The sequence below is a fragment of the Niveibacterium sp. COAC-50 genome (genome assembly GCF_013184235.1).
Classification (GTDB): Bacteria; Pseudomonadota; Gammaproteobacteria; order Burkholderiales; family Rhodocyclaceae; genus Niveibacterium; species Niveibacterium microcysteis.
Map to the genome: position 1 here is coordinate 89372 of NZ_JABCJM010000007.1, position 18911 is coordinate 108282.

Genomic DNA, 18911 nt, shown 5'->3' on the forward strand with positions numbered 1-18911 from the left:
CATGACCGAGCTGGATACCCGTATCGAACGCGACTCGCACGGCGAAGTGGCGGTGCCTGCAACAGCCCTCTGGGGCGCCCAGACCCAGCGCGCGCTGGCGCATTTCAGCATTTCGACCGAGCGCATGGCGCCCGAGCTGATCCTCGCACTGGCCCTCGTAAAACGCTGCGCGGCGGAGGTGAATGCAGAGCTTGGTCTGCTCGATGCGGACACCGCCCACGCCATCGTCGCGGCCTGTGATGAGGTGCTGGCAGGCGACCATACCGACGCCTTCCCGCTTGCAGTGTGGCAAAGCGGATCGGGCACCCAGACCAACATGAACATGAACGAAGTGTTGGCGAATCGCGCCACCGCCCTGTTGGCCGACACACCCGCGGCGCCGCGGCGCGTGCATCCCAACGACCATGTGAACCTTGGCCAATCGACCAACGACATCTTCCCGACTGCACTGCATGTCGCCGCCGTAGCCGCCATCGAATCAGGCTTGCTGCCAGCCTTGCGCGAGCTGCGTGGCACGCTCGCCGGCAAGGCCGAAGCGTTTGCCGGACTGGTGAAGATCGGGCGCACGCATCTGCAGGACGCGGTGCCGCTGACGCTGGGGCAGGAGGTGTCGGGCTGGGGTGCGCAGCTCGACCATGCGATCGAGGGCATCGCGAACAGTTTGGCGCCGTTGCGCGCCTTGGCGGTGGGCGGAACGGCCGTGGGTACGGGCCTCAACACGCACGCCGAATTTGGCGCTCGCGTTGCGCAGCGCTTGGCGAAACTGAGCGGCACCGCCTACCACTGCGCGCCGAATCGCTTCGCCGCGCTGGCATCACATGATCCGCTGCTGAGTGCCCACGGCGCCTTGCGGACGTTGGCGGCCGCGCTGATGAAGATCGCCAACGACGTGCGTTGGCTCGCGTCCGGCCCGCGCTGCGGGCTTGGCGAACTTCAGTTGCCCGAGAATGAGCCCGGCAGCTCGATCATGCCGGGCAAGGTGAACCCGACGCAGTGCGAAGCCTTGGCGATGGTGTGCTGCCAGGTGTTTGGCAACGACGTTGCGCTGGGGTTTGGCGGGGCATCGGGGAACTTCGAGCTCAATGCATTCAAGCCGCTGATCGCGCATAACTTCTTGCAAAGTACGCGCCTGCTGGCGGACGCGGTGCGCAGCTTCGACCGCCACTGCGCACAAGGCCTCGCTGCGCGCCCGACGCGCATCGCCGAACACCTTGAGCACTCGCTCATGCTGGCCACCGCGCTGAGCCCCCACATCGGCTACGACCACGCCGCGGAAATCGCCCGCACGGCATTCGTGCGCGGTACCACGCTGCGCGCCGCCGCGATTGCGTCGGGCTATGTCAGCCCATCGGATTTCGACGACTGGGTGCGGCCGGAACGGATGATCTGACGCGCTGCCGCGCCAAGTCTGGGCGCCCTCTCGAAGCGGGCGTTTCTGATGCGCGTCGTCGTGGGGTGAGCATCCGATCGTCGGATCGCATTGTCTGGAGATCTCGACAGGTGTGATGTCGGCGCCGGGCGCCGACATCACGGTGGGTCTCAGCGATGGTCTTTGCCTCGCCCTTCACCCTTGCCATTTCCGGGGCCATCGTCCCGGTTGTCGCCGTCGTTGCCTTTGTTCTGCCTGCGGTGTTCGGGCTCGGCGGGTCCGTACTGTTGATCCTGGGTGGTCACTTGCCGCGGCTGCTGCGATGACTGCGATCGGGTCTCATGGCCCCATCTGTCGGCTGGGCGGGGGGAACCCGTTCTCAACTCGACGGGCTCCACGGGTTGGTAGCGGTAGTGCCTTGCCTGCACATCGCGCTGCTCCACCACGTTGCGCGGATAACGATCGCCCGAATAGCCGCGTTGGTATGTGGGCAACGGAGCAGGGCGCGGTGCGGCCGATCTGTCCCAGCGGTCCCAGTCGCGATGCTGCTCTTCCCAATCGGGTCCCCAGTGCTCGCCCCAGCGCGGTGGGGCGTCGCGTCGCCAGCCTTCAAAGTGCGGCGGCGGATGGCGGTAGTAGCGAACCGGTACGCGAAGCACATAGAGCGGCACCGCCGTTGGGGCAATTCTGCGCCATGGGCCGTTGTACCAGCTGCTCGCATACCAGTCGTCCGACTGATAGACCCAGTAGAGGCCGTCATAGAAGAAGAAATTCGCCTCCGCGGTGGGCGCGTAGTAGACCGGATAGCCCGGCACGCGTTCGAGCTGCGGATACGAGGGCATGTTGAGGCCGATGCTGATACCGGGCATCGCGATGCCGATACTCAGCTCGGCGTAAGCGACGGGAAGCGGGATCAGCGCGATCGAGCACGCAAGAACCAGTGTGCGCATGGGAGTCCTCCTGTATCGAGGCCAAGGCCTCGCGGCAATCGTGCTGCGCCGCGGCAATCCCGACGCGGAATCCGAGCCGGTGCGGCGCTGAGGCGACCACTGGCTCATGTTGCAGAAAGCCGCGCCGCATTACCGTTCGCTCGCGCACACAGGCAGTGGCAGCACTCTAGACGTGCGGTGGCCGGCTGAGTCCGGCCGGTCTTTGTTCGGCAGCGCACAGACGTCGTCCGTTGTTCGACAGCAGGCTGGCGCAAGCCTTGATCACGTCAACGCCGATCCGTGCCTTGCCCTCCACCGCCCCGTGTGTCTGACTCAGGAGCACCCCATGTCAGGGGATACCAGCAGCGATTGTTTCACCGCCGATTCCGGGCTGCGCGCGGGCCCTGCAGAGCATGCTGGCGCGCAGTTCTATCTCGTAGGCGCCGGTATCGCGTCGCTCGCAGCCGCAGCGTTCCTGATTCGCGATGGCGGTGTTCAAGGGCAGCAGATCACGCTGTTCGAGGAGAGCGAGCAACTCGGCGGTGCGCTGGACGCTGCCGGGTCCCCACAGGAAGGCTATGTGGCACGTGGGGGGCGCATGTTTGAGCGCCACTACGTCTGCACATTCGACTTGTTTGCTTCGATCCCTACGCTGGATGACAGCAAGACGGTGACGCAGGAGATGCTCGACTGGAACGAAACGATGAAGACCTCGTCGAACGCGCGCCTGATACGGCGTGCGGAGCGCGAGACCGCGCCGCTTTTCGGCCTCAGCGAACGCCATATCCTCACGATCGAACGCCTCGCGGTGGAACCCGAGTCGATGCTTGGGCGAAGCCGGATCGATGACCAGCTTGACGCCAGCTTCTTCAAGACCAACTTCTGGATCATGTGGTCCACCACGTTTGCGCTTCAGCCGTGGCACAGCGCGGTCGAGTTCAAACGCTACCTTGTGCGATTCGTACATATGGTGGCCGGGTTCAACCAGCTGCATGGCATCTTGCGAACGGTCTACAACCAATACGATTCAATGGTGCGCCCACTGCTCAAATGGCTCAGCCGACGTGGCGTCAGCTTCGTGCGCGGAACACGGGTGGTAGACCTCGACATCAACGACGCCGCGAACGAACTGCATGTAGAACGCATCCACTACCTGCGCGATGGCGTGGCGGGCGAAATCAGCGTGCGTCCCGAGGATCGTGTCCTGGTCACGCTTGGCTCAATGACCGAGGCCTCAAGCCTCGGTGCGATGGATCTGGCGCCGCCGATCCTGGGCAAGAACGATGGTGGCGCCTGGGCGCTGTGGGCGAAGCTTGCCGCCGGCCGCGGCGATTTCGGGCACCCCGCAACCTTCGCTGACCATGTCGACCAATCGCGTTGGGTGTCGTTTACCACCACGCTGTATGCGCCGGACTTCCTGCGCTCACTTATCGAGCTGACTGGCAACGTACCCGGCGAAGGGGGACTGATTACCTTCCCGGACTCCGCGTGGATGCTGTCGATCGTGGTGCCCCATCAGCCGCATTTCATCGGTCAGCCGGACGATGTGGCGGTGTTCTGGGGCTACGGGCTGACGGTTGGTGAGCCCGGCAATTTCGTGTCGCAACCCATGGCAGCCTGCAGCGGCCGCGAGATCATGACCGAGCTGTTGGGTCACCTCGGGATGGAGGCCGACGCCGAGAAGATACTTGAGAGCGCGCTATGCGTCCCTTGCATGATGCCGTTCATCACCAGCCAGTTTCTTCCCCGAGAGCCTGGCGACCGTCCCGACATCGTGCCGGCTGGCGCGCGCAACTTTGCCTTCATTGGCCAATTTTGCGAACAGCCTGACGACGTGGTGTTCACCGTCGAGTATTCGATTCGCTCCGCGCAAACCGCGGTGTACCGGCTTCTTGCCCTTGAGCAGGATCCGCCTCCGGTCTATCAAGGCAAGTTCGATCCGAAGGTGCTCTACAACGCCTACCGTGCCCTGCATGACCACGCAGCGTGAAGACCCGGGCCATGGCGCAGGCCCTTGGTTGCGCCCGTCATCAATGGATGAAGAGACCATGAGCCGAACAGTCAGGCGATATCAAAAGCAGGGCGGCGAGCGCGCGAATGAGAGTTTCGTCAATGAGGGCGAACATTCTGCGCCGCCGCCAGACCAAACCGCGGCAAGGCGAAGCAAACGCCCGATACCGCCCGGTGCACCCGAACGGCTTGACGACGCAAAACGGAATCGCTACTGACGCGAATCGGCGTCTGCCGGCGTAACGTTTGACCACTTGCCCGTTGAGGTGTGGCACCCCAATTGGGCACGATCATGTTGGTGCGCATGCTTCGCGCCTGTGCGCAGAACACAAAAAGACAGCCGACCTTGTGGCCGGCTGTCTTGTGTTGTGACTGCTTTACGGGGCGCGGCGCTGTACGGCGAACTCATCAACCTCAACCCGGCGGTTGGGTTCCAAGCACACGATCAATGCTGCGCGCTTGGTCTCGGTGCAGTTTACGACGGGGTTGCTTTCGCCCCGGCCGACTGCATTGAGTCGGTCCGCTGCCAAGCCCTTGGAGACAAGGTAGTCCTTCACCGCAGCGGCGCGGCGCTCGGAGAGCCGCTGGTTGTAGCGATCGATGCCGATTCGGTCGGTGTAGCCCGTGATCACGACCTTCTCCACCTGCGGGTTGTTGTTTAGCACCATCGCGATTTCGTCCAGCTTGGGCTGCGGTTGGCGAAGCTCCGCACTGTCGAAGTTGAACAACTCGGTCGACGACAAGGTGTAGCGCTCGAAGCGTGGGGCCGGGGCCGGCGGCGCTGCCGGTGGTGGCGTGACCGCCGCGACCGGCGCCGGCCCAGTCCGCGGCGCGGGGGCGGGGCTGGCCGGGCGATCAAACACATACAGCAGCGCGACGGTTGCGATGTTGGTGTCGGCGTGACCAAAGCCGAAGTCATCCTGGTGCAACCAGGCATGCTGGCGGCGCAAATCGGCTTGCAGCCCCCACTGGGCGTTGTAGAGATACTGGAAGCCAAGACCCGCATCGATGTAGGGCGACGTATGGCCTGCGTGCAAGGTGGGTGAGTTGACCTTGTCGAATTCAAACCCGGTTCCGAGCATTACGAAAGGCCGGAAATTCGAACGCGAGAACAGGTAGAGCGCGTCCGCACCCAATGTGTTCTGACGATACTGAGTGTCGCCCTCGTGCGAGCGCGAGTACGTTGTCCCGAACTGAATGTCCCAGGCAGGCGAGAGCGGTTTTCCAAGTCGCACACCGGCGCCAACGCCACGGTGGTCGGTGCCGAAGTCGCTATCCGGGTCGAACCCATTCATGCTGGGTGCGAGGTACCACGATGGGTTGTAGCCAACCGTATCGGTGTAGGCGGCCGTTTGCGCGAGGACTCCGCAGGAGAGGGCGCAGCCGAGCAACAGGATCGCAGGCGCGATCCGCACTGATGTGTTTGTCGAGTTCATGGTCTTTCTCACTGAATGAGCGTTCGGACTGGCTAACGCGAGCCGCAGACAGCGCGGTGATCAGCCAGGGAGAGTCAGCGTCGCAGCCATGCGAACACCGGGTGGATCTGTGAAGGCGTTCCGGCCAGGGCCACGCCTCCCGGATGTTTCAGTTCTCGTTTGTTGGTGGTTGCGCGGCAATCCATACGCATATGAGCCGTACCCGCGCTGCACCGAACCATTCACGTTCGCTTGGCCCGCACACTGCGCGTTGTGCCCTCAGGGCGTCTGTACGCTGTCGCACACGCGTTCGTGAAGTAGGGGACGGTATGTTTGCAGGCGATCTTCTGAAACCGGCAGCGCGGTGCGCTCAGCACGCCGCGAGGTTCGGGAGTGGTCATCGCTGGCGCCTTCCTGATCACGGCAATATGAGCGCCGGCGGTGCAACCCGGTCTCAGCGGGATGGCTGTCGGACTCCAGAAGCCAGCCGTCACGCTGTGTGTTCGATGCCGCACAGAGTGCGCATCGTTGCTCCCGGTCCCTCTATGGCTGGCCGCGGCGCCCCGCTACGAGTGGTGGATTCCGTTTGCTCCGGGCGGCAATCGCTTTCTGTGCGACGGCGCACCGACACAGCTGCGGGCGACCGCTAGCGTCCTGAGTCCGAGATCCAGCTTTGGAGAGCGCTCATGGACGACTACCCTCATCATGTTTCCGGCTTCTTTGCTCATCGCGCGGACGCCGAGAATGCCCGTACCGAATTGACCCGGCTGGGTGTCTCACCGGAAGGAATTCATATCCTGGATAGCGGGTCCGGCGCTGCACCCCGTGCATCAGACAGCAACGAGGTGCTGAAAGACCTTGTTGTGGACGGTGCCGTTGGTGCGGCAGTCGGTACGGGCGTGGGTGCATTGACTGAGCTCGTTCTTGTTGCCGGTAGCTTCAGCCTTTTTGTCGCCAGTCCGTTGATCGCGCCACTCATGCTGCTCGGCTGGGGTGCCACGCTTGGCGGCTTTCTCGGCGCGGCGATCGGCACAGGAAACAAGGACGGACGCTTTTCCGCGTTGATTCGCGATGCCATCGCAAGCGGCCAGGTGGTGTTGACCGCTGAAACCCTGAGCGAAGCGCAAACCACCGCAGCGCGTGAAGTGATCAAGGCCGCCGTGGGTGGCTACAACGAGCTTCCCGTCACATGAGCCAGGCGTCGCTTGACGGAGTCGGCAGGCGTACGCGACGAACAGCCGCCAATCGGTTGCCCGGATGAGGTCCGTCGCCGGCGTCCCGCCGACGATCGCGGAGTCTCCCGCTGGCGGAGCGGAGTCGTCTGAACGTGACCAGATCAGCCAGAACATCGCTGCGGTACTTGAGTTCTACACACGTGAGGAAGAGAACATCAGCCTGTCCCAGCGCGCCCTTGAGCGTTTCGGCCGTTTCGTAGGGCAGCCGGTCTTCCTGGCCGTCATCCTCACGTTTGTCTTGCTCTGGGCGTGTTTGAACTCGATGCTCAGTGCGCTTAACGTGGTGCAGTTTGATCCGGCCCCATACATTTACCTGCAGGGCATCGTCGGCCTCACGGCGTTACTGACGGCGACTGTTGTTCTGACCAAGCAGAATCGACTCGAGAAGCTTGCCGCTCAGCGCGCGCACCTGGACCTCAAAGTCACGCTGCTCACTGAGCAGAAAGCGGCCAAGCTGATCGATCTGATCGAAGAACTGCGGCGCGACTTGCCCAATGTGCGAGATCGCCATGACCCGGATGCCGCCGCGCTGCAAAAGTCCATGAATCCAGAGCGGGTGCTGGCGGCACTGGACGAACACAGCGATCCCGCGAATCGCCCCTGAGCTTTGGCAACCCCGAAGCGGGCGGCGACGAATGCCGTCGCCTCCGCTGCGCATCGTGGCGAGCTGCATGCAAGCACTGAGCTCCACCACTGGGTGCGCTAGCGCACCGACGACACGGTGCAGCAGGGCTAGAACCAAGGTACCGCCGGCATCACCGGGCGGCGTTCCACCAGCGTTGCACTTGAATGACGGCGCAGCGCGATCGACACCTCAGCGCGGGCGCGCTCGGCGCCGTGGCAAATCACGCCGGCAGGCCCAGCAAGCAACGCGAGATCACCGAAGAAGGAAAAGCAAAATGCTTGAAATGATTGCAGTCGTACTCGTCGTGATGTGGCTCCTCGGGCTGGTCACGTCCTACACCATGGGTGGTTTCATCCACATCCTTCTGGTGATCGCGGTTGTCGTGATCCTGGTCCGTTTGATTGGCGGTCGCCGCGTTTAGTCACAAACAATTCTGAGTGAGCGCGCATCGCTTTATCGTGCGGGCATCCACCGCGTATCGAGCCGCCTTGGCGGTTCATTGGAGGTACCAACATGAACGCCATCAGATGGCTTGGTCTCGTACTCGTTGTGGGCGGCGTACTCAGCGCGATCTACGGCGGCTTCAGCTACACGAAGGAAACCCACCAGACCAGGATTGGGCCGCTTGAGCTGTCGGTCAAGGAGCAGCAGACCGTCAACATCCCTGCGTGGCTGGGGGGAACGGCCATCGCGACCGGGCTTGTACTGCTCGTGATTGGTGGCAAGAAGCGCTGAACCGGCCGATCGCGGAGTGCGCTAACGAACAGACCCGTGACGCAGTGCCGGTTAGCCTCAGTACTCGGCGTCACCCGGTCAGCATGGCGCCGACCCCGACCATCTGCTGCCGCCTGGAGTCGACAATGAACTACGAAGAACGCGATGCGCTTGGTATGTACAAAAGATCAATGAGCAATGGAGTTGGCCCCAGCGTGCGCCGCGGTCCCGGCCCGTATCTTATGGGGGCCAATACACTTGTCGGCAACGATGTCTACAACGTTGACGGTGAAGACTTGGGTGACATCAAGGAGATCATGCTCGACATGCGAACCGGGCAGGTCAGCTACGCGGTACTGGCCTTCGGAGGCTTCCTGGGGATGGGCGACAAGCTGTTTGCCGTGCCGTGGGAGGCGCTCAAACTGGATACCGAGAACCAGCGTTTTGTGCTGCGGGTAAACAAAGACCGCCTCAAGACGGCGCCGGGATTCAACAAGGACCAGTGGCCGGACATGGCTGATGCAAAGTGGGAACAAGGCATCCGCTCCTACTACGACGCGAAGCCGCCGATCGAAACGCCGCTTTCCTGAACCACCTGCCGACCGGGCCCAGCGTGGCCCAGTCGGCAGATTTGCCCGCTGAGTGTCACGCGCGTGGCTTCTAAACGCAGGACAAGCGTCGGTCGCCCACAGCTCACGCGCGAATTGCGCAAGGTGCGAACGCAGTCCAGCCTCGATTGTCAAAAGTAACGGCGGGTGAGTGACGTGCAAGCGCTGTCCGCGTAGTCAAGTGTCGCTGCCGATTGCAGCGGCAGCTCCACAAGCGCTGAACACATGGATGCGATTGCATTCTGCGGATTTCGTGGGATGACGGCCCCATCGCCTAGCGCAGATGACCGCCAACTAGGCACTCGTTTCAGCCGGATGTCGCGTTGGACGAACACGCGGCTTCCACGGCTGTGTGCCACCGGGCGGCAAACCGACCGCGATGACGCTCATATCGACAACGACGGCGCAGAACAGGAGAACCAATGGAATCCCACATTCATTCGATGGCTAACCTGTTTTCCCAACTAGGGTTGCCCGCAGAGCCTGCCGACATCGAGCGCTTCATTTCAGCCAGCCGTCCTATCGGCGGTGGTCTCACCGTTGAATGCGCGCCATTCTGGTCGGAAGCACAGAGGGTGTTCCTGAAAGAGCAGATCATTCTCGATGCCGATTGGGCGGGTGTTATCGACGAACTGAACTCACGTTTGTCGAAATAGGCTTGCAGGGAGGGCTACTCGTCGCCAGGCTCCCCGCCCGTCAACGTTTGCGGCATCGTAATCTTTCACTGGCTGTGCCCGCGCCAAAACCGGACCCAGCCCGTTTGATCGGCCCCATGAGGCTACGATCGTCCTGCCAGCTCTTCCAATCGTCCGGTCGCTGCCGTTTGTCTGGCGTGGAGCGGGAGGGGGCGGTGCGAACCGCTGAAAGCCAAACTGGGAAAAGAAAAACCCGCACAGAGGCGGGTTTCCAAGGTAATACGAGACGGTGTGAAACTAAAAGCTGGTGGAGGCGGCGGGAATCGAACCCGCGTCCGAAAGCCCTCTACAACTGGATCTACATACTTAGTCGGCCTATTTTGATTTAACCCCGCACTTAGCCGGACGACAGGCCGGTACGAAGCGAGTCACCTTGGATTTAGTTCTGCGCCAAGTAACCCGACGCATCACGATTCTCTGTAAATGACACTGCTGCGGGTTGCCCCGCCTGACCCAGAGACCAATCAGTGCAGTGGTCCAGCCTTAAGCGGCTAGAGCGAAACGCTCGTCGTTGGCGTTTGTGGTTTTCCAGATGGATTTACGAGGTGACTGGTCCTCGGTATGCACCAAGCTGCTTCGCGACCCCCGTCGAGACCAGGTCGCCCCCATGTTCTTGATATTGGGTTCCCGGACGCGTTTTCAAGGCAGCCGGGAAAGTCGCTCATTGTACGTTGATGCCGAACACGACGTCCAATAAAGCTTCCGGTGTCGGCGCGATATGGTCAGCGCCCCACTCATGGATTGCTTCGCCCTCGCCGAGATAGCCCCAGGCGGCGGCGATCGTGCACATCCCTGCGGCTTTCCCTGCCTGGATGTCCCGCAGATCGTCGCCGACGTAAATGCTGTGGGTGGGCGCGACGTTTGCGCGCTCACACGCCATGAGCAATGGTGCCGGGTGTGGCTTGGGGTGCGCTGCAGAGTCGCCGCTGATGACGCATGCGGCGCGCTGCATGAGACCCAGTGCGTCGATCAGTGGCTCAGTGAAGCGCGCGTGCTTGTTGGTCACGATGCCCCATTTGATGCCGCGCGATTCAAGCGTGGCGAGAACGCCTGGCATGCCATCGAAGAGCCGGGTGTGCCGGCAGATGCCCGCTGCGTAGTGCTTGAGCACGCGCTGCGCGAGTGTCTGGTAATTGGTATCGTCGGGGCCGATGCCGAGTCCGACCCGGAGCAAACCGCGTACGCCCTGGGATGTGACTGGTCGCGTCACTTCCATTGGTAGCGGGGCCAGCCCTTCTTCCTCAAGCACTCTGTTAAGCGCTGCGCCGAGGTCCGGCGCGGTGTCGGCCAGCGTGCCGTCCAGATCGAACAGCACGCAGCAGGTCGGGGCTTGGGTCATGCGGGTTTGCGGCAGCGGACGAGGTAGTTCACATCGGTGTTGCGGCCGAGCGCGTAGACCTTGGTGATCGGGTTGTAGGTCATGCCGATCACTTCTTCGACCTCCAGGCCTGCATCGCGCGCAAAGCGGCTGAGTTCCGACGGCTTGATGAAGCGGGCGTACTCATGGGTGCCGCGCGGCAGCATGCGGAGGATGTATTCCGCGCCGATCACCGCAAAGAGATAGGACTTCGGATTGCGGTTGAGCGTTGAGAAGAAGACGCTGCCGCCTGGTTTTGCAAGGCGCGCCGCCGCGGCGACAGTGCTTGCTGGATCTGGGACGTGCTCCAGCATCTCCATGCAAGTGACGACGTCGAACGATTCGGGTTCCGCCGCTGCAATGTCCTCGGCAGATATCTTGCGATAGTCGACCGTCAGGTTGCTCTCGAACAAATGCAGCCGAGCGACCCCGAGCGCCTTGTCCGAGAGATCGACGCCGGTTACCTGTGCGCCGCGAGCAGCCATGCTTTCGGCGAGGATGCCGCCCCCGCAACCAATATCGATGACACGCTTTCCCGCTAGGCCGACGTTCTGGTCGATCCAGTCGAGGCGGAGCGGGTTGATCTGGTGCAACGGCTTGAATTCGGACTCGGCATCCCACCAGCGATGTGCAAGCTCGCTGAATTTCTGGAGTTCGGCCGGATCGGCATTCTGCTGGGTGACAGTGGTGTTCATGGTCCTACTGCAAAGGTGGCAGGCAAGGGGGGCATTGTCCGGCGATAAGAGGCGAAAAAAAAGCCCTGCTCAGCAGAGCAGGGCTTTTTTCGGAAGTTCCCGGCTTATTGCTGCTTGGTGCCGATGACTTCGATCTCAACGCGGCGATCAGGTTGCAGGCACTCGACCAGCTTCTTGTTCTTGCCGCTTTCCGCGCCCAGGTTCTTACACTGCGAGACCGGCTGGGTCTTGCCCTTGCCCTCGGTGTAGACACGGTTCGGGTCGATTTGCTGGCCGACCAGGAATTCCTTGACCGCAGCAGCGCGGCGCTCGGACAGAGCCTGGTTGTACTTGTCGCCACCCAGGCGGTCAGTGTGACCGACCGCGATGATGACTTCGATCGACAGCGCCTTCGCCTTGGCCGCGAACTCGGTCAGCGTAGCCTTGCCTTCGTCACGCAGCACGGCCTTGTCGTAGTCGAACAGGGCGTCAGCAGCGATCGTCACCTTCTCGGCTGCAGGCTTGGTGGCCGGGCCGACGGGCTTCTCTTCCTTCTTCGGTTCAACGACCGGCTTCGGCTCGCAGACTTCCTTCGGCAGCAGGTCCTTGTCACAGAAACAGCCAACCGGGAATTCGCTGCCTTCCACCATGGTGGTTGCGGCGAGTTCCTTGGTCCAGTAACCGGTGCGCCAGCAAAGGCCATTGGAGCTGCGAACAACGACGTTACGCGCGTCGATGGAATACGGAAGGATCTTCGAGGTCGGGTTGATCTTGATTTCCTGCTGTTGCGCCATCGCAGCAGGCACCATGCCCAGAACGGCGGCAAACGCCACCACCAGCTTCGTGTAACCGTGTTTCATATTCTCCTCGTTGCAAGGCAAGTGTTTTGCGAACCGTGATGGCCCGAGGTCCCCCGGCGCACCGTGTTGTATGAACGATACGCCCGAAATTATTGGCTAGAAGCCGATTCTTTCAGGAAAGTTTGCCACACGCGAACGCGCTGCAGCAATTCCTTGTTGTGCTGCCACAACAGTGTGTTGTCGCGGATACGCGGCTTGCCGTCGATCCACACATGGGTGACGTGCTCCCTTCCGGCCGCATAGACCAGATGGCTTGCAGGGCTGAAGCAGGGGCTGCACTCAGGCGACGCAAGCGATACAGCAACAAGATCGGCAGCCTTGCCGGCCACGATCGAACCGATCTCGTTGTCCATTCGCAGTGCCGTAGCGCCCGCAAGCGTGGCGCTTCGCAGTGCTTCGTGGGCATCAAAGGCCGAAGCATCGCCGGTTGTGACTTTTGCAAGCAGTGCCGCGTGCCGCATCTCCTGGAACATGTCCAGCCGGTTGTTGCTGGCCGCACCGTCTGTGCCGAGCGCGACACGCAGGCCACGCGCGACCATGGCCTTGATCGGCGCTGCGCCACTGGCAAGTTTCATGTTTGAGGTCGGGCAGTGAGCAATGCTGCAATTGTGTGCCGCCAGCGTTTCGATTTCGTGTAGGTCGAGGTGTACTGCGTGTACAGCGATCAGGTCGGTGTCGAGCAGGCCGAGTCGTTCCAGTCGCGCGAGCGGTCGTTGTCCGCAGGTGGCGATGCTCTCGGTGATCTCATGCGTGGTTTCGTGCAGATGCATGTGGACCGGGCAGCCAAGCTCGTGGGCAAGCTGCACGATACGTTCGAAGCTGGCGTCCGATACGGTGTAGGGGGCGTGCGGGGCAAAGGCGAAACGCAGCAGTCCTTCGCCGCGCCAGCGGTCGCGCGCCGCAAGGCCCTTGCGCAGGTAGTCCTCCGCGTCGGCGGCGTAGCCGGTTGGGAACTCGATCACCGTCATGCCGATGACTGCGCGCATGCCGACTTGTGAGAAGGCGTCGGCCGCCGCGTCAGGGTAGAAATACATGTCGTTGGCGCAGGTGATGCCGCCGTGGAGCATCTCGATGGCAGCCAGCAGGGTGCCGTCGCGGACGAAGTCCGCGCTGGCGTGTTTTGCCTCTGCGGGCCAGATGGCCTCCTGCAGCCAGCGCATCAGCGGCAGATCATCCGCAATGCCGCGCATCAGACTCATCGCTGCGTGCGTATGTAGATTGACGAGGCCCGGAATCAGGACATGGTCCGGCAGGTCTGTCCGCTCGGCCGGTGCAAAGCGTGTCTCCGCCTCGGCGACCGGGCATACCGCGACGATGCGACCGTTGCGCACGGCGACGGCATGGTCTTCCAGTGTCACGGCGTGCGGCTCGACCGGAATCAGCCAGCGTGGCGTGATCAACAGGTCGACGGGTTCTGCTGGGTGCATCGTCTGGCTCCGTGGCGGGGTGGCGCGATCTTAGCCAAGCGAGGCGGGGCTGACGAGCACTTGTGGCGCGTAGCTGGCGCGTGAACGGGCTGGTTTCTCGCCCGCCGGAGGCGGCTTAGGGTGGGGTTGCCGGACGTGCTAAAATCTTAAGCTTTTGGCAATTTGCCGTCTCTCCGGCCCAAAGCTGGACACTTCATCGCGCGACACATGGATTCCTTCGCCAAAGAAACGCTACCGATCAGCCTCGAAGACGAGATGCGGCATTCCTACCTCGATTACGCGATGAGCGTGATCGTGGGGCGTGCCTTGCCGGATGCCCGGGACGGCCTCAAGCCGGTTCACCGCCGTGTGCTGTTTGCCATGCACGAACTGGGCAATGACTGGAACAAGGCCTACAAGAAGTCGGCTCGTATTGTCGGCGACGTGATCGGTAAGTATCACCCGCACGGCGACCAATCGGTCTATGACACCATCGTCCGCATGGCGCAGGAGTTTTCGCTGCGCTACATGCTTGTCGATGGTCAGGGCAACTTCGGTTCGATCGACGGCGACGGCGCTGCGGCGATGCGATACACGGAAGTTCGCCTGTCGCGTATCGCTCACGAAATGCTGGCCGATATCGACAAGGAAACCGTCGACTTCGGGCCGAACTACGACAACTCCGAAAAAGAGCCGCTGCTGCTGCCGGCCCGCATTCCGAACCTGCTGATCAACGGCAGCAGCGGTATCGCGGTGGGCATGGCGACCAACATTCCGCCGCACAACCTGGGCGAAGTGATCGAGGCTTGCCACGCGCTGCTGGCCAACCCCGATATCGACATCGAGGATCTGATCAAGCTGGTGCCGGCGCCGGACTTCCCGACCGCCGCACTGATTTACGGCCTGCACGGCGTACACGAGGGCTACCGCACCGGCCGTGGCCGTGTCGTGATGCGTGCGCGCACGCACTTCGAAGACATGGAGAAGGGCAATCGTCAGGCGATCATCGTCGACGAAATCCCGTACCAGGTTAACAAGCGCACGCTGCTCGAAAAGATTGCCGAGCTGGTCAACGACAAGAAGATCGAAGGCATCAGCGAGATTCGCGACGAGTCCGACAAGGACGGTATGCGGATCGTGATCGAACTCAAGCGCAATGAGATGCCCGAGGTTGTGCTGAACAATCTGTTCAAGCAGACCCAGCTGCAGGACAGCTTCGGCATGAACATGGTGGCGCTGGTCGACGGCCGCCCGCGTCTGCTGAACCTCAAGCAGATGCTCGACTGCTTCCTGTCGCATCGCCGCGAAGTGGTGACCCGCCGCACGATTTTCGAACTGCGCAAGGCGCGCGAGCGCGGCCATATCTTGGAAGGTCTGGCGGTCGCGTTGTCGAACGTCGACGAAATCATTGCGCTGATCAAGGCTGCGCCGACCCCGCCGGTCGCGAAGGTCGAGATCATGGCGCGCACCTGGCGGTCGCAGTTGGTCGAGGACATGCTGTCGCGTGCAGCGGCCGACAACTATCGGCCTGAAGGTCTGCTGCCGGAATTCGGCCTCTCGTCGCAAGGCTATCGCCTGTCGGATACGCAGGCTCAGGCGATTCTTGAGATGCGCCTGCAGCGCCTGACCGGGCTGGAACAGGACAAGATCGTCAATGAGTATCGCGAGGTCATGGAGCTGATCGCTGATCTGCTCGATATCCTTGCCAAGCCGGCACGCGTGACGCAGATCATCGGCGACGAACTCACCGCGATCCGCACGCAGTTCAGCGATCCACGTCGCTCGGAGATCGTGCTGCACGCGGCCGACATCAACATCGAGGATCTGATCGCGCCGCAGGACATGGTCGTGACCTTGTCGCACACCGGCTACTTCAAGCGTCAGCCGCTTGCTGACTACCGCGCGCAGAAGCGCGGTGGGCGCGGCAAGCAGGCAGCGTCGGTGAAGGAAGACGACTGGGTCGATCAGCTATTCGTGGCCAACACGCACGACCACATCCTGTGCTTCTCAAGCCGCGGCCGTCTGTACTGGCTGAAGGTGTACGAAGTGCCGGAAGGCAACCGCAATTCGCGCGGCAAGCCGATCGTGAACCTCTTCCCGCTGGTTGAAGGCGAGAAGATAACCGCCGTGCTGCCGGTGAAGGAATTCGACGAAGGGCATTTCATCTTCATGGCAACCTCGCAAGGTACCGTGAAGAAGACGCCGCTGACCGATTTCGCCAACCCGCGCAAGGCCGGCATCATCGCGGTCGGGCTCGACGAGGGCGACTACCTGATCGGCGTTGCAATCACCGATGGCAACTCGCAGGTGATGCTGTTCTCGGATGCCGGCAAGGCGGTGCGTTTCGATGAAACCGATGTGCGCCCGATGGGCCGCACTGCGCGCGGTGTGCGCGGCATGATGCTGGAAGACGGACAGTCCGTGATCTGCATGCTGGTCGCCAACGGCGAAACCCAGCATGTGCTGACGGCTACCGAGAACGGTTATGGCAAGCGCACGCCGATCGGCGATTACACGCTGCACGGCCGTGGCACCAAGGGCATGATTGCGATTCAGGGCTCCGAGCGTAACGGCAAGCTGGTGGGCGCGGTGCTGGTTGACCCGTCCGACGAAGTGATGCTGATCGCAGACAACGGCGTGCTGATCCGTACCCATGTCGACACCATCCGTGAAACGTCCCGTTCGGCGCAGGGCGTGACCCTGATCAACCTCGATGACGGCGCCAAACTGGCGAGCATCGAGAAGATCATCGAGAGCGACGCTGCGGTCGATGGCGCTGAGGGCGAAGAGGGAGAAGCCGCCGATACCGGAGCCGCAGAATGACGCGCCCATGGAACTTCGGGCCGGGCCCGGCGGCGCTGCCTGAGGCGGTGCTGCGCCAAGCCGCAGAGGAAATGCTCGACTGGCACGGGTCCGGCATGTCGGTGATGGAGATGAGCCACCGCGGCAAGGAGTTCATGTCCATCATCGAGCAGGCCGAATCGGACCTGCGTGCGCTGATGAGCGTGCCGTCGAACTACAAGATCCTGTTCATGCAGGGCGGGGCGATCGCGGAGAACGCGATCATCCCGATGAACCTTGCGGGCAAGAATCCAAAGATCGATTTTGTCGAGACCGGCTCGTGGACCACCAAGTCGCTGAAAGAGGCGCGCCGCTACGGTGATGTGCACATCGCCGCATCCAGCCTTGATCCGGACGCGGCGCAGGGCAAGTACACGCGTATCCCGTCGTTTGATGAGTGGCGTCTGCGCAGTGACGCGGCCTACCTGCATCTGTGCAGCAATGAAACGATCGACGGTGTCGAGTATTTCGAATGGCCCGACATGGCTGCGCTCGGTGCGCCCGATGTGCCGGTTGTCGCCGACGTGTCGTCGGACATCCTGTCGCGTCCGATGGACATCTCGAAATTCGGGCTGCTGTTTGGCGGGGCGCAGAAGAATATCGGTCCGTCGGGGCTGACGATCGTGATCGTGCGCGACGATCTGCTGGATCAGGCGCAGGCGGCGTGCCCCTCGGCCTTCCAGTACAAGACGGTGGCTGAGAACGGTTCGATGTTCAACACGCCGCCGACCTACCCGATCTACATCGCGGGGCTGGTCTTCCAGTGGCTCAAGCAGCAGGGCGGTGTTGCGGCGATCGAGCGACAGAATATTGCCAAGGCCAAGCTGTTGTACGACGCGCTCGACGCCAGTGAGCTCTATGTTTGCCATGTCGATCCGTCGGTGCGTTCGCGCATGAATGTGCCGTTCTTCCTGCGTGACGAGTCGTTGAACGACGCGTTCCTCGCCGGCGCGAAGGCGCGCGGCCTGCTGCAGCTCAAGGGCCATAAGTCGGTGGGCGGCATGCGCGCGTCGATCTACAACGCGATGCCGATCGAGGGTGTGCAGGCGCTGGTCGAATACCTGCGCGAATTTGAACAAACCCGCGCCTGAGGGCTGTCCGTGAGCGAAGAAGAACTGTCCCGTCTGCGGGCCGATATCGACCGGCTCGATCGAGAGATTCTGGAGCGCCTCGGCCAACGTGCCGGCTGCGCGAAGAAAATTGGCGAGATCAAACGCGGCCCAATCTATCGGCCGGAACGCGAAGCGCAGGTGCTGCGCAAGATCGCAGACCTGAACCCCGGCCCGCTATCGGGCGAGGCGGTCCAGCGCATCTTCCGCGAGATCATGTCCTGGTGTCTGGCGCTGGAGCAGCCGCTGAAAGTGGCATTCCTCGGGCCGGCCGGTACCTTCTCAGAGTCTGCCGCACGCAAGCACTTCGGCGGCGCGCCGGATTTCCTGCCGCAGGGCACGATCGATGAGGTGTTCCACGCGGTCGAATCCGGCGGTGTCGCCTACGGCATCGTGCCGGTCGAAAACTCGACCGAAGGTGCTGTGGGCCGCACGCTCGATCTGCTGCTTGCCAGCTCGGCCAGCATTTGCGGCGAGGTGAAGCTGCGCATCCGCCAGCACTTCCTGTCGCAGGCGACGTCGATCGGCGACGTCAAGCGCATCTACTCGCATTCGCAGTCGCTCGCGCAGTGCCAGGATTGGCTGGCGCGCCACGCCGCTGGCGTTGATCGGGTGCCGGTCGCGAGCAATGCGGAAGCGGCGCGCATGGCCTCGACCGACCCGGAGTCTGCCGCCATCGCCGGCGAGGCGGCGGGGCAACTCTACGGCCTGGGCTTCCTTGCTTCGGACATTGAAGACGATCCGAACAATACGACCCGCTTCCTGGTCATCGGCAAGCACGATGCCGGCCCTTCCGGCAAGGACAAGACCTCGCTGGTGTGTTCCGCGCCGAACCGCCCGGGCGCGGTGTTCTTCCTGCTCGAATCGTTCGCGAAGCACGGCGTCAGCATGACCAAGCTCGAATCGCGTCCGTCGCGTACCGGCCTTTGGGAGTACGTGTTCTATATCGATGTCGAAGGCAACCGGGCGGACGAGGCGGTGGCGAAGGCGCTCGCCGATCTGCAGGACCGTGCCGCTTTCGTCAAGGTGCTGGGCAGCTACCCGGCCGCAGCGCTTTAAGGATT

General features: G+C 62.5%; 17 protein-coding genes and 1 other RNA gene. 11 read left to right on the forward strand and 7 right to left on the reverse strand.

Features of this window, described 5'->3' with window-relative positions; all coding sequences use genetic code 11:
- Window position 1: 1 nt before the first annotated feature.
- Window positions 2-1390 (forward strand): class II fumarate hydratase, encoded by a 1389-nt coding sequence (gene fumC, locus HH302_RS19715; RefSeq protein ID WP_172204306.1) that lies wholly within the window; start codon window positions 2-4, stop codon window positions 1388-1390.
- Between the two features lie 149 nt (window positions 1391-1539).
- Here fumC and HH302_RS22360 read toward each other — a convergent pair whose 3' ends face one another.
- Window positions 1540-2319: a hypothetical protein gene (locus HH302_RS22360; RefSeq protein WP_216661994.1), complete on the reverse strand. Its 780-nt coding sequence runs from the start codon at window positions 2317-2319 to the stop codon at window positions 1540-1542.
- 325 nt (window positions 2320-2644) lie between these two features.
- Here HH302_RS22360 and HH302_RS19725 point away from each other — a divergent pair, with 325 nt between their 5' ends.
- Window positions 2645-4288, forward strand: a complete 1644-nt coding sequence (locus HH302_RS19725) for an oleate hydratase (RefSeq protein ID WP_172204308.1) — start codon at window positions 2645-2647, stop codon at window positions 4286-4288.
- Window positions 4289-4685: 397 nt separating this feature from the next.
- Here HH302_RS19725 and HH302_RS19730 read toward each other — a convergent pair whose 3' ends face one another.
- Window positions 4686-5744, reverse strand: a complete 1059-nt coding sequence (locus HH302_RS19730) for an OmpA family protein (protein WP_172204310.1) — start codon at window positions 5742-5744, stop codon at window positions 4686-4688.
- 665 nt (window positions 5745-6409) lie between these two features.
- Here HH302_RS19730 and HH302_RS19735 point away from each other — a divergent pair.
- The 6 genes from HH302_RS19735 to HH302_RS19760 all read left to right on the forward strand — a co-directional run bounded on the left by HH302_RS19735 (window position 6410) and on the right by HH302_RS19760 (window position 9561).
- Window positions 6410-6916: a hypothetical protein gene (locus HH302_RS19735; RefSeq protein WP_172204312.1), complete on the forward strand. Its 507-nt coding sequence runs from the start codon at window positions 6410-6412 to the stop codon at window positions 6914-6916.
- A 64-nt stretch (window positions 6917-6980) separates the two neighbouring features.
- Window positions 6981-7562 carry a DUF1003 domain-containing protein gene (locus HH302_RS19740; protein ID WP_172204314.1) on the forward strand — a complete coding sequence of 194 codons (582 nt, stop codon included), beginning with the start codon at window positions 6981-6983 and terminating at the stop codon, window positions 7560-7562.
- A gap of 295 nt (window positions 7563-7857) precedes the next feature.
- Window positions 7858-8004: a lmo0937 family membrane protein gene (locus HH302_RS19745; protein WP_172204316.1), complete on the forward strand. Its 147-nt coding sequence runs from the start codon at window positions 7858-7860 to the stop codon at window positions 8002-8004.
- 92 nt (window positions 8005-8096) lie between these two features.
- On the forward strand, window positions 8097-8318 hold the full coding sequence (locus HH302_RS19750) for a hypothetical protein (RefSeq protein ID WP_172204318.1): 222 nt from the start codon (window positions 8097-8099) through the stop codon (window positions 8316-8318).
- A 125-nt stretch (window positions 8319-8443) separates the two neighbouring features.
- The gene (locus HH302_RS19755; RefSeq protein WP_172204320.1) at window positions 8444-8887 is read left to right on the forward strand and encodes a PRC-barrel domain-containing protein; all 444 of its coding nucleotides are present in this window, start codon (window positions 8444-8446) and stop codon (window positions 8885-8887) included.
- Window positions 8888-9327: 440 nt separating this feature from the next.
- Window positions 9328-9561: a DUF2789 domain-containing protein gene (locus HH302_RS19760; RefSeq protein ID WP_172204322.1), complete on the forward strand. Its 234-nt coding sequence runs from the start codon at window positions 9328-9330 to the stop codon at window positions 9559-9561.
- Window positions 9562-9845: 284 nt separating this feature from the next.
- Here HH302_RS19760 and ssrA read toward each other — a convergent pair.
- From ssrA to HH302_RS19785, 5 genes are all read right to left on the reverse strand, one after another.
- Window positions 9846-10207: a transfer-messenger RNA gene (gene ssrA / locus HH302_RS19765) on the reverse strand.
- Window positions 10208-10261: 54 nt separating this feature from the next.
- A complete protein-coding gene (gene gph, locus HH302_RS19770; RefSeq protein WP_172204324.1) occupies window positions 10262-10939 on the reverse strand; it encodes a phosphoglycolate phosphatase in 678 nt (225 codons plus the stop codon).
- Window positions 10936-11652 carry a bifunctional 2-polyprenyl-6-hydroxyphenol methylase/3-demethylubiquinol 3-O-methyltransferase UbiG gene (gene ubiG, locus HH302_RS19775; protein ID WP_172204326.1) on the reverse strand — a complete coding sequence of 239 codons (717 nt, stop codon included), beginning with the start codon at window positions 11650-11652 and terminating at the stop codon, window positions 10936-10938. Before ubiG ends, gph begins: the two co-directional genes overlap by 4 nt.
- 104 nt (window positions 11653-11756) lie before the next feature.
- Window positions 11757-12491: an OmpA family protein gene (locus HH302_RS19780; RefSeq protein ID WP_172204328.1), complete on the reverse strand. Its 735-nt coding sequence runs from the start codon at window positions 12489-12491 to the stop codon at window positions 11757-11759.
- Between the two features lie 89 nt (window positions 12492-12580).
- Window positions 12581-13918 (reverse strand): TRZ/ATZ family hydrolase, encoded by a 1338-nt coding sequence (locus HH302_RS19785; RefSeq protein ID WP_172204330.1) that lies wholly within the window; start codon window positions 13916-13918, stop codon window positions 12581-12583.
- 207 nt (window positions 13919-14125) lie between these two features.
- Here HH302_RS19785 and gyrA point away from each other — a divergent pair, with 207 nt between their 5' ends.
- From gyrA to pheA, 3 genes are read left to right on the forward strand one after another with little or no spacing between them, the layout of a single operon-like run.
- Complete coding sequence (gyrA, locus tag HH302_RS19790) at window positions 14126-16720, forward strand: DNA gyrase subunit A (protein ID WP_172204332.1); 2595 nt, start codon at window positions 14126-14128, stop codon at window positions 16718-16720.
- The gene (gene serC / locus HH302_RS19795) at window positions 16717-17829 is read left to right on the forward strand and encodes a 3-phosphoserine/phosphohydroxythreonine transaminase (RefSeq protein ID WP_172204334.1); all 1113 of its coding nucleotides are present in this window, start codon (window positions 16717-16719) and stop codon (window positions 17827-17829) included. Before gyrA ends, serC begins: the two co-directional genes overlap by 4 nt.
- 9 nt (window positions 17830-17838) lie before the next feature.
- Window positions 17839-18906 (forward strand): prephenate dehydratase, encoded by a 1068-nt coding sequence (pheA, locus tag HH302_RS19800; protein ID WP_172204336.1) that lies wholly within the window; start codon window positions 17839-17841, stop codon window positions 18904-18906.
- Window positions 18907-18911: the final 5 nt, after the last annotated feature.

Bases quoted from the DNA above. Each gene is read 5' to 3' on its own strand.
- fumC (WP_172204306.1), top strand. From the start codon at position 2: ATGACCGAGCTGGATACCCGTATCGAACGCGACTCGCACGGCGAAGTG.
- HH302_RS22360 (WP_216661994.1), bottom strand. From the start codon at position 2,319: ATGCGCACACTGGTTCTTGCGTGCTCGATCGCGCTGATCCCGCTTCCC.
- HH302_RS19725 (WP_172204308.1), top strand. From the start codon at position 2,645: ATGTCAGGGGATACCAGCAGCGATTGTTTCACCGCCGATTCCGGGCTG.
- HH302_RS19730 (WP_172204310.1), bottom strand. From the start codon at position 5,744: ATGAACTCGACAAACACATCAGTGCGGATCGCGCCTGCGATCCTGTTG.
- HH302_RS19735 (WP_172204312.1), top strand. From the start codon at position 6,410: ATGGACGACTACCCTCATCATGTTTCCGGCTTCTTTGCTCATCGCGCG.
- HH302_RS19740 (WP_172204314.1), top strand. From the start codon at position 6,981: ATGAGGTCCGTCGCCGGCGTCCCGCCGACGATCGCGGAGTCTCCCGCT.
- HH302_RS19745 (WP_172204316.1), top strand. From the start codon at position 7,858: ATGCTTGAAATGATTGCAGTCGTACTCGTCGTGATGTGGCTCCTCGGG.
- HH302_RS19750 (WP_172204318.1), top strand. From the start codon at position 8,097: ATGAACGCCATCAGATGGCTTGGTCTCGTACTCGTTGTGGGCGGCGTA.
- HH302_RS19755 (WP_172204320.1), top strand. From the start codon at position 8,444: ATGAACTACGAAGAACGCGATGCGCTTGGTATGTACAAAAGATCAATG.
- HH302_RS19760 (WP_172204322.1), top strand. From the start codon at position 9,328: ATGGAATCCCACATTCATTCGATGGCTAACCTGTTTTCCCAACTAGGG.
- gph (WP_172204324.1), bottom strand. From the start codon at position 10,939: ATGACCCAAGCCCCGACCTGCTGCGTGCTGTTCGATCTGGACGGCACG.
- ubiG (WP_172204326.1), bottom strand. From the start codon at position 11,652: ATGAACACCACTGTCACCCAGCAGAATGCCGATCCGGCCGAACTCCAG.
- HH302_RS19780 (WP_172204328.1), bottom strand. From the start codon at position 12,491: ATGAAACACGGTTACACGAAGCTGGTGGTGGCGTTTGCCGCCGTTCTG.
- HH302_RS19785 (WP_172204330.1), bottom strand. From the start codon at position 13,918: ATGCACCCAGCAGAACCCGTCGACCTGTTGATCACGCCACGCTGGCTG.
- gyrA (WP_172204332.1), top strand. From the start codon at position 14,126: ATGGATTCCTTCGCCAAAGAAACGCTACCGATCAGCCTCGAAGACGAG.
- serC (WP_172204334.1), top strand. From the start codon at position 16,717: ATGACGCGCCCATGGAACTTCGGGCCGGGCCCGGCGGCGCTGCCTGAG.